This window comes from Streptomyces sp. TM32, assembly GCF_004122755.1.
Lineage (GTDB): Bacteria > Actinomycetota > Actinomycetes > Streptomycetales > Streptomycetaceae > Streptomyces > Streptomyces sioyaensis.
In genome coordinates this window covers 1-12,483 of record NZ_SDIG01000047.1, presented here as the reverse complement: position 1 = coordinate 12,483, position 12,483 = coordinate 1, and the positions used below count along the sequence as shown (strand labels likewise).

Here is a 12,483-nt window from a genome sequence, read left to right as displayed (position 1 = left end):
GGCCCGGCGGGGCTCAGAAGCCCAGCTTGCGCAGTTGCTTGGGGTCGCGCTGCCAGTCCTTGGCGACCTTGACGTGCAGATCGAGGAAGACCGGCGTGCCCAGCAGGGCCTCGATGTGCTTGCGGGACTTGGTGCCGACCTCCTTCAGGCGCTTGCCCTTGGGGCCGATGATGATGCCCTTCTGGCTGGGGCGCTCGATGTAGACGTTGGCGTGGACGTCGAGGAGGGGCTTGTCGGCGGGGCGGTCCTGGCGCGGCAGCATCTCCTCGACGACCACCGCGATCGAGTGCGGCAGCTCGTCGCGTACGCCCTCCAGCGCGGCCTCGCGGATCAGCTCGGCGACCATGACCTGCTCGGGCTCGTCGGTGAGGTCGCCCTCGGGGTAGAGCGGCGGGCTCTCGGGGAGCATCGGGACGAGCAGGTCCGCGAGGAGCGACACCTGGGTGGCCCCCACCGCCGAGACCGGGATGATCTCGGCCCATTCGATGCCCAGCTCCTTGCCGAGCTGGTCGATGGCGATCAGCTGGGCGGCCAGCGCCTTGGAGTCGACCAGGTCGGTCTTGGTGACGATGGCGACCTTGGGGGTCTTCTTGATGTCGGCCAGCTCGGCCGCGATGTAGCGGTCGCCGGGGCCGATCTTCTGGTCGGCGGGCAGGCAGAAGCCGATCACGTCGACCTCGGACCAGGTGGTGCGGACCACGTCGTTCAGCCGCTCGCCGAGCAGGGTGCGCGGCTTGTGCAGCCCCGGGGTGTCGACGAGGACCAGCTGGGCCTCGGGGCGGTGGACGATGCCGCGCACCGTGTGCCGGGTGGTCTGCGGGCGGTTGGAGGTGATGGCCACCTTCGTGCCGACGAGAGCGTTCGTGAGGGTGGACTTGCCCGCGTTGGGGCGACCGACGAAGCAGGCGAAGCCGGCGCGGTGCGCGGCGGAGGACTCTGTACGAACGCTCATGGCGCCCATTCTCCCCGATCCCGGGCTCGGCTCCGACCACCCGGCGCACCGTGCCCGGCGGGGCGGCCCTTAGGGTGTCGGGCCGCCCGTACTGCCGTCCCGTACGCTCCGGCGGCTCAGGCCTGCGGCTCGCCCGCCGGGACGGTGCTGCGCAGGGTGCCGTCCGGACCGGCGACGAGGACGGGTGTGCCGGGGCCGCCGAGGTCCCGTACGGCCGCGCGGTCCGCGTCGGCGGCTTCCTCGGCGTCGGTGACCACGGCCGCGGCCTCCAGCGAGGTGGCCCCGCTGGCGACGGCCATCGCGACGGCTGTCTGCAGCGCACTGAGCCGCAGCGAATCCAGGGCGACGGTGCCGGCGACGTAGGTACGGCCGGTCTCGTCGCGGACGGCCGCGCCCTCGGGCACGCCGTTGCGGGCCCGCGCCGAGCGCGCGAGCGTGATGATCTTGCGGTCTTCGGGGTCCAGGGGTGCGGCATCGCTCATACCGGCGAGCATATGCGGGCGGCGGGCGGCGGGCGGCGCGGGCCCTTCACGCGGGCTCTTCACCCCGGGCCGCCCCACGATGCGTCAGCCCGCGACCGAGGACATCCCCCCGCGCCGGCCCTCCGGCGAGGTGAGCCACTCCAGCTTCGCCGCGGTGTCCGACTCCGCGCGCGGGTTGTGCAGCACGATGCTGAGGTCGGGGCGGACCGGGATCCGCAGCAGGGTGGTCTCGAAGAGCAGGGCGCCGACGAGCGGATGGTCCATCTCCTTGTGCAGCGTGCCGCCGTCCTGGACGTCGGCACGCGCCCACAGCTCGGCGAACTCCGCACTGAGCGCGGAGCTCTCCCGGACGACCGCGTCGAAACCCTCGTCCCCGGGCCGGACCGAACACGCAGCGCGGAACTGCGCCACGACCAGGGGGGCATTGGTCTCCCAACTGGCCGCCCGCGCACGGTAGACGGGATCGGTGAAGAACGCGATCAGGCAGTTGCGCGAGACGCCGGGGCGGCCGTGGCCCAGCACCAGATGCGCCGATTCGTTGTGGGCGATGGTGTTCCAGTACGGGTCCATGATGTGCGCGGGGGACGGCATCCAGGCGTCGATCAGACGCTGGAGGCCCGCGCACACGTCGGTGAGGCCCGGCTCCTCGGCGTCCTGGCGCGGGGGAGGGTTCAGCCCGGCCAGGACGTACAGGTGCCGCCGTTCGGCACCGTTGAGCCGCAGCACCCGGGCGACCGCGTCCAGCACCTGCGGCGAGACGGTGATGTCGCGGCCCTGCTCCAGCCACTGGTACCAGGACGCGCCGACCCCGGCGAGGACGGCGACCTCCTCACGGCGCAGTCCCGGAGTGCGGCGGCGCCCGCCGTCCGGCAGGCCCGCCTCGGCCGGGGTGACCCGGGCGCGGCGGGTCATCAGGAAGTCGCGGAGTTCCTGGCGGCGGCGCGCGGCGTCCTGGGTGGCTGCGTTCGAGGCCACGTATCTCCCCCTGTGTGCGTGGCTGGTGGTGCGTACACCACGATAAGTTGCCGCTCCCCACGGCGTATTCCGCGGCCGCAGGCTCGGAGCATGCCAGTAACCGAGACCTCATCTCCCGCGTCGCACCGCCCCGGTGGCCGGGCGGACGCATCCACCTCCCCGGCCGCCGCCTCGTCCGCGGCCCCGGCCCCCGCCGCCTCGTCCGCCGGCGCGCGGATGACCCCGCGCGACAAGCTCATCCTGCTGCTGCTCTGTGCGGCACAGTTCATCATCGCGCTGGACTTCTCCATCCTGAACGTGGCGCTGCCCGTGCTCGGCCGGGATCTGGGCATGGGCCAGGCCGATCTGCAGTGGGCGGTCACCGCGTTCGCGCTGCCGTCGGGCGGCTTTCTGCTGCTGTCCGGCCGGATCGCCGATCTCTTCGGGCGGCGCCGGCTGTTCCTCATCGGGCTCGCGCTGTTCACCGCGGCCTCCGTCCTGGCCGCGCTGGCCTGGTCGCCGGCCGTCTTCCTGGCCGGCCGGGCGCTCCAGGGGCTGGGCGCGGCGATCATCGTGCCGACCGGGATGTCGCTGCTGACCACCACCTTCGCCGAGGGCCCGCAGCGCGAGCGTGCCCTGGGCATCAGCGGCACCCTGCTCTCGCTGGGCTTCACGATCGGCATGGTGCTGGGCGGGGTGATGACCGATGCGCTGGGTTGGCGCTCGACCATGGGCCTGCTGTCCGTGGCCGGGGTGGCCGTCCTGGTGGCGGCCCCGATGCTGCTGACCGAATCGAGGCACCCCGCACGGCCGCGGCTCGATCTGCCCGGCGCGATCACCGTCACCGGCGGCCTGTTGGCGCTGATCTACGCCCTGTCGACCGCCGCCCAGCAGGGCTTCGGCCGCCCGGACGTGCCGGTGGGGCTGGTCGTCGGCGGTGTGCTGCTGGCCGCGTTCGTCCGGGTGGAGTCGCGGGCGAAGCAGCCTCTGGTGTCGCTGCCGATGCTGCGCCGCCGCAGCGTCGCCTGGGGCAATCTGGCGGGCCTGACGACGTTCGCGATGATGAGCGCCGTCATCTTCCTGCTGACGCTCTACCTCCAGGAAGTGCTGGGACTGTCCGCCCTGTGGACCGGTCTGCTCTTCGGGGTGCAGGGCGCGGTCTCCGCGCTCGCCGGTCTCGTCGCCCCGCGGGTCATCGGCCGCTTCGGTGCCCGCCGCACCCTGGTGACCGGGCTGCTGCTGCAGGCCGGCTGCACGGCATCGCTGCTGGGCCTGGGTACCGGGACGGGCGGCTGGCTGGCCCTGATCGCGGTGTCCTGCGGCAGCCTCGGCCATCTGTGGGCGATCATCGCGTACGGCGTGACCGCCACCTCCGGTGTCCCGGACGACCAGCAGGGCCTGGCCACCGGTCTGGTCACCAGCTCCCAGCAGGTGGGCATCACCCTCGGCATTCCGCTGCTGAGCGCGGTCGCCTCGGCGCACATCGGCACGCTGCGGGCGGACGGCAGCGGCTTCGCCGAGGCCACGCTCGGCGGCATCAAGCTGGGCCTGGGCCTGGACGCGGCGCTGGTCGCGGTGGTCGCGCTGCTGGCGGCCGCCGGGCTGCGGACGGTCCGTACGACGCGCCGAGGCTGAGGGAAAAGCCGCGTCCGAAAGAAAGGTGGTTGCCCCGGTACCCCCGTGGCCGGGGCAACCTGCATTGCAAGATTTCTCTTCCGCAATACCCGTGGCGGCCGCATGATGCGGGCCGCCTGAAGATCCTTCCATGGCGCGGCACACCGAATCCAGCGTCCCGGGAAATGGCTTGCAGAACATGTGCGGTGCACTGGAGATGAGTTACCGGTGTTCCGGGGAGATGCATAACCGGTAGCACGGGGGAGATGCGTCACCGGCGGCCCGGTGACGGCGGAAATGCTCCCGCCGTCACCGGAATTACTGCGGCGGCTGCCGGCACCAAGAAATACGCGGCGCGTTCCGCGTCCGTTCAGCCGGCGGACCGGCCGCCGGTCGACTGCTCCTGGGCGGCGCTCGCGCCCTCCGGGCGCACCGGCTCGCACAACACCGTGATGATCTTGTTGCGGCGTCCGGCCGGTGCCTCGGCGGTCAACCGGAGGGCCGCCAGACCGGGGTCGGAGGCGTCGTAGGAGAGGTCGACCTCGGCGGTGGCGCCGGCGATCGGGACCCGGCCGAGAAGCTTGGCGAGCAGCCCGCCGACCGTTTCGACGTCCTCGTCGTCCAGCTCGGCCAGGCCGTACAGCTCGCCGAGGTCGCCGATGTCCAGCCGGGAGGTGACGCGATAGCGGCCGTCACCGAGATCCTCGACGGGCGGCAGTTCACGGTCGTATTCGTCGGTGATCTCACCGACGATCTCCTCAAGAATGTCCTCGATGGTGACGATTCCGGCCGTGCCGCCGTATTCATCGATGACCACCGCGACGTGATTGCGGTCCTGCTGCATTTCCCGCAGCAGATCACCGGCGTTCTTGGTGTCGGGGACGAAAACGGCGGGGCGCATGGCCGTGGAGACCAGCTCGTTCTCGGCGTCGCGGCTGATGTGGACCTTGCGGGCGAGGTCCTTGAGATAGACGACGCCGACGATGTCGTCCTCGTTCTCGCCGGTCACCGGGATCCGGGAGAAGCCGGAGCGCAGCGCGAGGGTCAGCGCCTGGCGGATGGTCTTGAAGCGTTCGACGGCGATCAGATCCGTCCGCGGCACCATCACCTCACGGACGAGGGTGTCGCCGAGCTGGAAGACCGAGTGCACCATCCGGCGCTCGTCGTCCTCGATCAGCGACTCCTTCTCGGCGAGGTCGACCAGGGAGCGCAGCTCGGCCTCGGAGGCGAACGGGCCCTTGCGGAAGCCCTTGCCGGGGGTGAGGGCGTTGCCGAGGAGGATCAGGAGCTGCGGGACGGGGCCCATGATGCGGGCCAGCGGCAGCAGGACGTAGGCGGCGGCGGTCGCGGTGTTCAGCGGGTGCTGGCGGCCGATGGTCCGCGGTGAGACCCCGACGGCGACATAGGAGACCAGCACCATCACCCCGATGGCGACGGCCAGCGCCTGCCAGGTCTCCTCGAAGGAGCGCAGGCAGGCGTAGGTGACCAGGACACCGGCGGCCATCTCGCAGCCGACCCGCACCAGCAGCGCGACGTTGAGGTAGCGGGTGGGGTCGGCGGCGACGGCGGCGAGCTTGGCGCTACCGCGGCGGCCGGAGCGGACCGCCTCCTCGGCGCGGAAGCTGGTCGTACGGGCCAGGCCGGCCTCCGCACAGGCGGCGAGCCAGGCGATCACGACGAGCAGGACCGCGACCGCGATCAGCTGGGTGGTCATCGGGTGTCCCGTCAGGTCACGGTGGGGGCCGGCGAGGGGCCGGTCAGGCCCTGCTCGGCGCGCCAGCCGTCGACGATCGCCGCCTGCAGACCGAACATCTCGGCCTTCTCGTCCGGCTCTTCATGGTCGTAGCCGAGGAGGTGGAGCACGCCGTGGACGGTGAGCAGCTGGAGCTCCTCGTCCATGCTGTGCCCGGTGGGGGCCTCCTCGCCCTGCTTCTTGGCGACCTCCGGGCACAGCACGATGTCACCGAGCAGCCCCTGCGGGGGCTCCTCGTCGTCCTTGGCCGGCGGACGCAGCTCGTCCATCGGGAAGGACATCACATCGGTCGGGCCGGGCAGGTCCATCCACTGGAGATGGAGCTGCTCCATGGCCTCGGCGTCCACGACGATGACGGACAGCTCGGAGAGCGGGTGGATGCGCATCCTGGCGACGGCGTAGCGGGCGACGTCCAGGATGGCCTGCTCGTCGATGTCCGTGCCGGACTCGTTGTTGACGTCGATGGACATGAGGGTGGTGCTTCTCGCTTCTCGGTACGTGCCCGATGGTGGGTCGGTGGGGCTCCGGCGCCGGCCGGGTCGACCGGCCGGCGGGCTCACTGGCCGTTTTGGCTGTCGTACTTCTCGTAGGCGTCGACGATACGGCCGACCAGCTTGTGCCGGACCACGTCCTGGCTGGTGAGCAGGGAGAAGTGCACGTCGTCGACGTCTTCCAGGATCTCCCGGACCTGGCGCAGACCGCTCTTGCCGCCCGGGAGGTCGACCTGGGTGACATCGCCGGTGACGACGATCTTCGAATCGAAGCCCAGGCGGGTGAGGAACATCTTCATCTGCTCGGGGTTCGTGTTCTGCGCCTCGTCGAGAATGATGAAGGCGTCGTTCAGCGTCCGGCCGCGCATGTACGCCAGCGGGGCGACCTCGATCGTGCCCGCGGCCATCAGGCGCGGGATGGAGTCGGGGTCGAGCATGTCGTGCAGCGCGTCGTAGAGCGGGCGCAGATACGGGTCGATCTTCTCGTAGAGGGTTCCCGGCAGGAAGCCGAGCCGCTCGCCGGCCTCGACGGCGGGCCGGGTCAGGATGATGCGGTTGACCTGCTTGGCCTGCAGCGCCTGCACGGCCTTGGCCATGGCGAGGTAGGTCTTGCCGGTGCCGGCCGGGCCGATGCCGAAGACGACGGTGTGCTTGTCGATGGCGTCGACATAGCGCTTCTGGTTGAGGGTCTTGGGGCGGATCGTGCGGCCCCGGTTGGAGAGGATGTTCTGGGTGAGCACCTCGGCGGGTGTCTCAGTGACCGCGCCCTCGCCGTCCTCCGCCGCCTTGAGCATGGCGATGGAGCGTTCCACTGCGTCCTCCGTCATCGGTTGTCCGGTGCGGAGCACCAGCATCATCTCGTCGAAAAGGCGCTGGACGAGGCCGACCTCCCGGGCGTCGCCGACCGCGCTGACTTCGTTGCCCCGGACGTGGATGTCGGTCGCCGGGAAGGCATTTTCGATCACGCGCAGAAGAGAGTCTCCGGATCCCAGGACCGTGACCATGGGGTGCTTGGCCGGGACGGTGAACTGGGCGCGTGCCTGCGGTTGCGTGGGTGTCTGAGTCATAGGGCGGCTCGGTGGCCTGCTCAACCCCATCCTTTGCTCATAAGAGGTGCCTGCCTGCACTCGACTCCTTGGGATACAAGAGTACGACGGGGCACCGACAGCCCCGAGGGCTTTTCCCGCCGGACGGAGCAGTCAGGGCCGCCACGAGGCGGCGCGGGAGCGCCCGGAAACCGGCTCCGGTGCAGCTCAGGCGGGGCGGCGGAAGCCGAGGGTCGGCAGTGCGCGGGCCAGCGGGGCGGGCCGGTAGGCCGCGGGCAGCACCTCGTCCAGGAAGGCGTAGTGGCGGCGCAGCGCACCCGGTGCGCCCGCTTCGTAGGCCCGCACCTGCTGCCACCAGGCGGCGATCTCGGCCCAGCCCGGGGCGGACAGCGAACCGCCGAATTCCTGCACCGAGAGCGCGGCGCTCAGCCCCGCGAAGGCGAGCCGGTCGGCGAGCGGCCAGTCGGCGAGCGTGCCGGTGACGAAACCGGCGACGAAGACGTCCCCGGCGCCGGTGGGATCCAGCTCCTCCACGGCGATGGCGGGCACCTCGGCGCACTCGCCGGTCCGCCCGTCCACCGCGCAGGCGCCCTCCGCACCGAGCGTGACCACCGCGAGCGGCACCCGGTCGGCGAGCTTGCGGGCGGCGGCGCGCGGGCAGTCCGTGCGGGTGTAGCGCATCGCCTCCTCGGCGTTGGGCAGGAACGCCTCGCAGTGTTCGAGGTCGGCGAGGTCGGAAGGGTCCCAGCGCCCGCTGTCGTCCCAGCCCACGTCCGCGAAGATGCGGCTGCCGCGGCTCGCCGCACAGCCCAGCCAGCCCTCCCGGCGGCCCGGCACCAGCGAGGCGACGCAGGCGCGGGCCGGCGGCGGGCAGCCCGGGGCGTGCTTGCCGTCGAAGGCGAAGTCGGGCGGCGGCGCCTCGTGGCCGTGCGAGACCATCGTGCGCTCGCCCTCGTACGCCATGGAGACGGTGACCGGGGAGTGCCAGCCGGGGACCGTGCGGGACAGCGCCAGATCGATGCCCTCGCCCTGTTCGAGCGCCTCCCAGCAGTATTCGCCGTAGTGGTCGTCGCCGAAGGCCGCGGCCAGTGAGGTGCGCAGGCCGAGCCGGGCCAGCGCGGTGGCCATGTTGGCGACGCCGCCGGGGCTGGAGCCCATGCCGCGGGCCCAGGACTCGGTGCCGCGGACGGGGGCGGAATCCAGGCCGGTGAAGATGATGTCCAGGAAGACCGTGCCGGTGAGGTAGACGTCGGTGCGCGGATCGCCGTCGGCGCGCACCCCGGCCAGCGGATCGAGGCTCGGTGGCACCGCGGCCGGGCCCGCGGGCGGAAGGTCATCGCGTCGGCTGCTCACCGTGCTCTCCCCTCTCGTATCTGCACGTGCCGCCAGTGTGCCCGATGCTGCGGTACGTTCCGCCCCATGAGGCTGACGATTCTGGGCGGGGGCGGCTTCCGGGTGCCGCTGGTCTACCGCGCGCTGCTGGCCGACCCGGCACCCGCCGTCTCCGAGGTGGTGCTGCACGACACCGATCCACAACGGGTGGCGGTGATCGCCGAGGTGCTGGCGCGGCTGGCACAGGGGCATCCGACGCCGGTGCCCGTACGGGTCGCGGAGGGGCTGGACGAGGCGCTGGCCGGCGCCGGCTTCGTCTTCTCGGCGATCCGGGTGGGCGGTACGGCCGGGCGCATCCGGGACGAGCGGATCCCGTTGTCCGAGGGGGTGCTCGGCCAGGAGACGGTGGGCGCGGGCGGTGTCCTGTACGGGCTGCGGACGGTCCCGGTGGCGCTGCACATCGCCGAGCGGGTGGCCGCGCTCGCCCCGGGTGCCTGGGTCATCAACTTCACCAACCCCGCGGGCACGGTCACCGAGGCGATGTCCCAGGTGCTCGGCGACCGCGTCATCGGGATCTGCGATTCGCCGGTCGGGCTGGTGCGCCGGGCGGCTCGGGCGGCCGGCGCGTCCCCGGCGGCCCTCGCGGACCCCGCCCGGACCCGCTACGACTACGTGGGCCTCAACCACCTCGGCTGGCTGCGGTCGTTGACGGTCGACGGCGCCGACCTGCTGCCGGGGCTGCTGGCCGACGACGCCGCGCTGGGGTCCTTCGAGGAGGGCCGGCTCTTCGGCGGGGACTGGCTGCGGGCCCTGGGGGCGCTGCCGAACGAGTACCTGCACTACTACTACTTCCGCCGCGAGACCCTCGACTCCGTACGGCACACCCGGGAGACCCGCGGCGAGTTCCTCGACCAGCAGCAGGGCGGCTTCTTCGCGCGGGCCGCGGCGGCCGGCGGCCCGGACGAGGCCTACCGGCTGTGGGAGGCGACCCGGCTGGAGCGCGAGGAGACGTACATGGCGCACAGCCGGGAGGCGACCGGCGGCTGGCAGCGCGACAGCCACGACCTGGAGGGCGGCGGCTACGACCAGGTGGCGCTGGCGCTGATGCACGCCATCACCGGCGACAGCGGCACCCGGCTGATCCTGAATGTCCGCAACGGGACGACGGTGCCACAGCTGGCGCCGGACGCGATCGTGGAAACCGTGTGCGAGGTGACCGCCAAGGGCCCCCGGCCGCTGCCCACCGCGCCCCTGCGGGCGGACCAGCTGGGGCTGATGCTCCAGCTCAAGGCGGTGGAGCGGGCGACCGTGGAGGCGGCGACCTTCAAGGACCGCAGCGCCGCCCTGCGGGCGCTGGCGCTGCATCCGCTGGTGGATTCCCCGGCGGTGGCGGGCCGCATCCTGGAGCGGGCGGCTGGGGAGGGCTGACGGACGGGGGCTGGCCTCCGGGGGCCGACCTCCGGGGCCTGACTTCCGGGGGCCGACCTCCGGGCCTGACCACCGGGGGCGGGGAGCTGGGAACCGGGAACACCGCCCCGGCCCCGCCGCGTTGAGGCCCCGAGGGGGCGCTCGCCTCCCCTACGGGATGTGTTCGCCCCTCCCCTAGTTGGGCCGCCTCTCCTCTAGCTGGGCCCTGTCTCCTCGCTCATCGGCCGCCTTCCCGAGTCCTCAAGCCCGCGCAGCGGCGGCCGCACCCCAGGAGCTGGGCTCGTCGAGCGCGCTCGTCTGCAGCCCGCGCTCCAATGTCGGCGCCGTCGCCACCCACACGTCAGCCGGCTTCCAGGAACGCCCCGAGGTCCGGGATCGCTACCGGGACGCCTAGAGCCTGCCCGATCGGGACAGGCCCCAGCGCCTACGAAGGCCCCTGGCGCCCCCTGTCCTAGTACCCCCGTCTGTCCTAGTACCCCCGTCTGTCCTGGCGCCCCCATCCGTCCTGGTGACCGTGCCTGTCCTAGTGACCCCGCTTGATCCATTCCTCCAGGTGCGGCGCCTCGTCCCCGATCGTCGTCGGGTCGCCGTGCCCGGTGCGCACCTGCGTCCCCGGGGGCAGGGTCAGCAGCCGGTCCCGGATCGAGGCGACGATCGTCGGGAAGTCCGAGAAGGACCGGCCGGTGGCACCGGGGCCGCCCTGGAAGAGGGTGTCGCCGGTGAAGACGGTGCCCAGCTCGGGGGCGTGGAGGCAGACCGCGCCGGGCGCATGGCCCGGGGTGTGCAGCACGGTCAGGTCCGTACCGGCGATGGTCAGCACCTGGCCGTCCGCCAGCTCCGCGTCCGGCGAGGAGTCCGGGTGGGTCATCTTCCACAGCGGCAGATCGGCGGGGTGCAGATGGATCCTGGCTCCGGTGCGGGAGGCCAGCGCCGGGGCGGCGTCGATGTGGTCGTTGTGCCCGTGGGTGCAGATGATCGCGCGCAGCGTCCGGCCGCCGAGGGCCTGGTGGATGGCGTCGGCGTCGTGCGCCGCGTCGATGACGATCGCCTCGTCGTCGTCGCCGACGATCCAGACGTTGTTGTCGACGTCCCAGGTGCCGCCGTCGAGCGAGAAGGTTCCGGAGGTGACCAGGTGGTCGATGCGGGCCGCCATCAGAGCGTCACCACCGAGCGCAGGACGTCGCCCGCCTGCATCCGCGCGAAGGCCTGCTCGACGTCCTCGATGCCGATGGTCTCGGTGACGAAGGCGCCGAGGTCGATCCGGCCCTGCTGGTGGAGGCCGATCAGCATCGGGAAATCGCGGGAGGGCAGACAGTCGCCGTACCAGGAAGATTTCAGGGCGCCGCCGCGGCCGAAGACGTCCAGCAGGGGGAGCTCCAGGGTCATGTCCGGGGTGGGAACGCCCACCAGGACGACGGTTCCGGCCAGGTCGCGCGCGTAGAAGGCCTGCTGGTACGTCTCGGGGCGGCCCACCGCCTCGATGACGACGTCCGCGCCGAAGCCACCGGTGAGCCCGCGGACCGCCTCGACGGGGTCGGTGGTACGGGAGTTGACGGTGTCGGTGGCGCCCATGGAGCGCGCCGTCTCCAGCTTGCGGTCGTCGACGTCCACCGCGATGATCCGGGACGCGCCGGCCAGCCGCGCGCCCACTACGGCGGCGTCGCCGACGCCGCCGCAGCCGATGACCGCGACCGAGTCGCCGCGCCCGACGTTGCCGGTGTTGATGGCCGCGCCGATGCCCGCCATCACTCCGCAGCCCAGCAGCCCCGCCACCGCGGGCGAGACCTCGGGGTCGACCTTGGTGCACTGTCCGGCGGCGACCAGGGTCTTGTCGGCGAAGGCACCGATGCCCAGCGCCGGGCTCAGCTCCGTGCCGTCCTTGAGCGTCATCTTCTGCCGGGCGTTGTGGGTGTCGAAGCAGTACTGGGGGCGGCCCCGCCGGCAGGCCCGGCACTGGCCGCACACCGCCCGCCAGTTGAGGATGACGAAGTCACCCGGCGCCACTTCGGTGACCCCGTCGCCGACCGACTCCACCACGCCGGACGCCTCGTGCCCGAGCAGGAACGGGAAGTCGTCGTTGATGCCGCCCTGCTTGTAGTGCAGATCGGTGTGGCACACCCCGCACGCCTGGATCTGCACCACGGCCTCGCCGGGCCCCGGATCAGGCACGACGATGGTCTCCAGCCGGACCGGTTCGTTCTTCCCCGGCGCAATCACGCCGCGCACTTCCTGTGCCATCGGGACAGCCCCTTTCAAAGATCACGTACGGGACCACTGTGGCGCACCGCCACTGAGCCGAGCCTCACCGTACGCGGGGCGGGCCCTCGCGCACAGGACCTCGGCCGGGTCCGTGATCAACGGCCGTGGGCCGGCGGCCGGCCGCTCCACCAGCGGGGAACGGCCGGAGCGGGCGTAGGGGGCGGGTGTAGGG

11 protein-coding genes and 1 pseudogene are annotated in these 12,483 nt (G+C 72.1%); 3 read left to right on the top strand and 9 right to left on the bottom strand.

Translation table 11 applies throughout. The features are described from left to right. Positions 1–13 precede the first annotated feature (13 nt). The 3 genes from era to EST92_RS13755 form a co-directional block, all read right to left on the bottom strand. Complete coding sequence (era, locus tag EST92_RS13765) at positions 14–952, bottom strand: GTPase Era (RefSeq protein ID WP_129248365.1); 939 nt, start codon at positions 950–952, stop codon at positions 14–16. Between the two features lie 116 nt (positions 953–1,068). Further along, positions 1,069–1,434 carry a cytidine deaminase gene (locus EST92_RS13760; RefSeq protein ID WP_129281221.1) on the bottom strand — a complete coding sequence of 122 codons (366 nt, stop codon included), beginning with the start codon at positions 1,432–1,434 and terminating at the stop codon, positions 1,069–1,071. A gap of 84 nt (positions 1,435–1,518) precedes the next feature. Then, positions 1,519–2,409, bottom strand: coding sequence for a helix-turn-helix transcriptional regulator (locus EST92_RS13755; RefSeq protein WP_129281220.1), 891 nt, complete (start codon positions 2,407–2,409; stop codon positions 1,519–1,521). 216 nt (positions 2,410–2,625) lie between these two features. Between EST92_RS13755 and EST92_RS13750 the strand changes: the two genes are divergently transcribed. After that, positions 2,626–4,023 carry an MFS transporter gene (locus EST92_RS13750; RefSeq protein WP_129281241.1) on the top strand — a complete coding sequence of 466 codons (1,398 nt, stop codon included), beginning with the start codon at positions 2,626–2,628 and terminating at the stop codon, positions 4,021–4,023. 349 nt (positions 4,024–4,372) lie between these two features. Here the strand turns inward: EST92_RS13750 and EST92_RS13745 are convergent, their stop codons facing one another. From EST92_RS13745 to EST92_RS13730, 4 genes are all read right to left on the bottom strand, one after another. Beyond that, the gene (locus EST92_RS13745; protein ID WP_129281219.1) at positions 4,373–5,716 is read right to left on the bottom strand and encodes a hemolysin family protein; all 1,344 of its coding nucleotides are present in this window, start codon (positions 5,714–5,716) and stop codon (positions 4,373–4,375) included. Between the two features lie 11 nt (positions 5,717–5,727). Next, complete coding sequence (gene ybeY, locus EST92_RS13740; RefSeq protein WP_129249806.1) at positions 5,728–6,225, bottom strand: rRNA maturation RNase YbeY; 498 nt, start codon at positions 6,223–6,225, stop codon at positions 5,728–5,730. 86 nt (positions 6,226–6,311) lie between these two features. Next, positions 6,312–7,313: a PhoH family protein gene (locus EST92_RS13735; protein WP_129281218.1), complete on the bottom strand. Its 1,002-nt coding sequence runs from the start codon at positions 7,311–7,313 to the stop codon at positions 6,312–6,314. Positions 7,314–7,499: 186 nt separating this feature from the next. Continuing rightward, the gene (locus tag EST92_RS13730; protein ID WP_129281217.1) at positions 7,500–8,645 is read right to left on the bottom strand and encodes a PfkB family carbohydrate kinase; all 1,146 of its coding nucleotides are present in this window, start codon (positions 8,643–8,645) and stop codon (positions 7,500–7,502) included. Positions 8,646–8,711: 66 nt separating this feature from the next. Here EST92_RS13730 and EST92_RS13725 point away from each other — a divergent pair, with 66 nt between their 5' ends. Both EST92_RS13725 and EST92_RS32165 read left to right on the top strand, forming a co-directional pair. Then, on the top strand, positions 8,712–10,052 hold the full coding sequence (locus EST92_RS13725) for a 6-phospho-beta-glucosidase (RefSeq protein ID WP_129281216.1): 1,341 nt from the start codon (positions 8,712–8,714) through the stop codon (positions 10,050–10,052). 250 nt (positions 10,053–10,302) lie between these two features. Then, positions 10,303–10,446, top strand: a pseudogene (locus tag EST92_RS32165) (GNAT family N-acetyltransferase); the annotation flags it as partial. A 129-nt stretch (positions 10,447–10,575) separates the two neighbouring features. On the opposite strand, the gene EST92_RS13715 reads toward EST92_RS32165, so the two are convergent. Both EST92_RS13715 and EST92_RS13710 read right to left on the bottom strand, forming a co-directional pair. Beyond that, the gene (locus EST92_RS13715) at positions 10,576–11,205 is read right to left on the bottom strand and encodes an MBL fold metallo-hydrolase (RefSeq protein WP_129281215.1); all 630 of its coding nucleotides are present in this window, start codon (positions 11,203–11,205) and stop codon (positions 10,576–10,578) included. Then, positions 11,205–12,290 (bottom strand): S-(hydroxymethyl)mycothiol dehydrogenase, encoded by a 1,086-nt coding sequence (locus EST92_RS13710; RefSeq protein ID WP_129281214.1) that lies wholly within the window; start codon positions 12,288–12,290, stop codon positions 11,205–11,207. Before EST92_RS13710 ends, EST92_RS13715 begins: the two co-directional genes overlap by 1 nt. Positions 12,291–12,483: the final 193 nt, after the last annotated feature.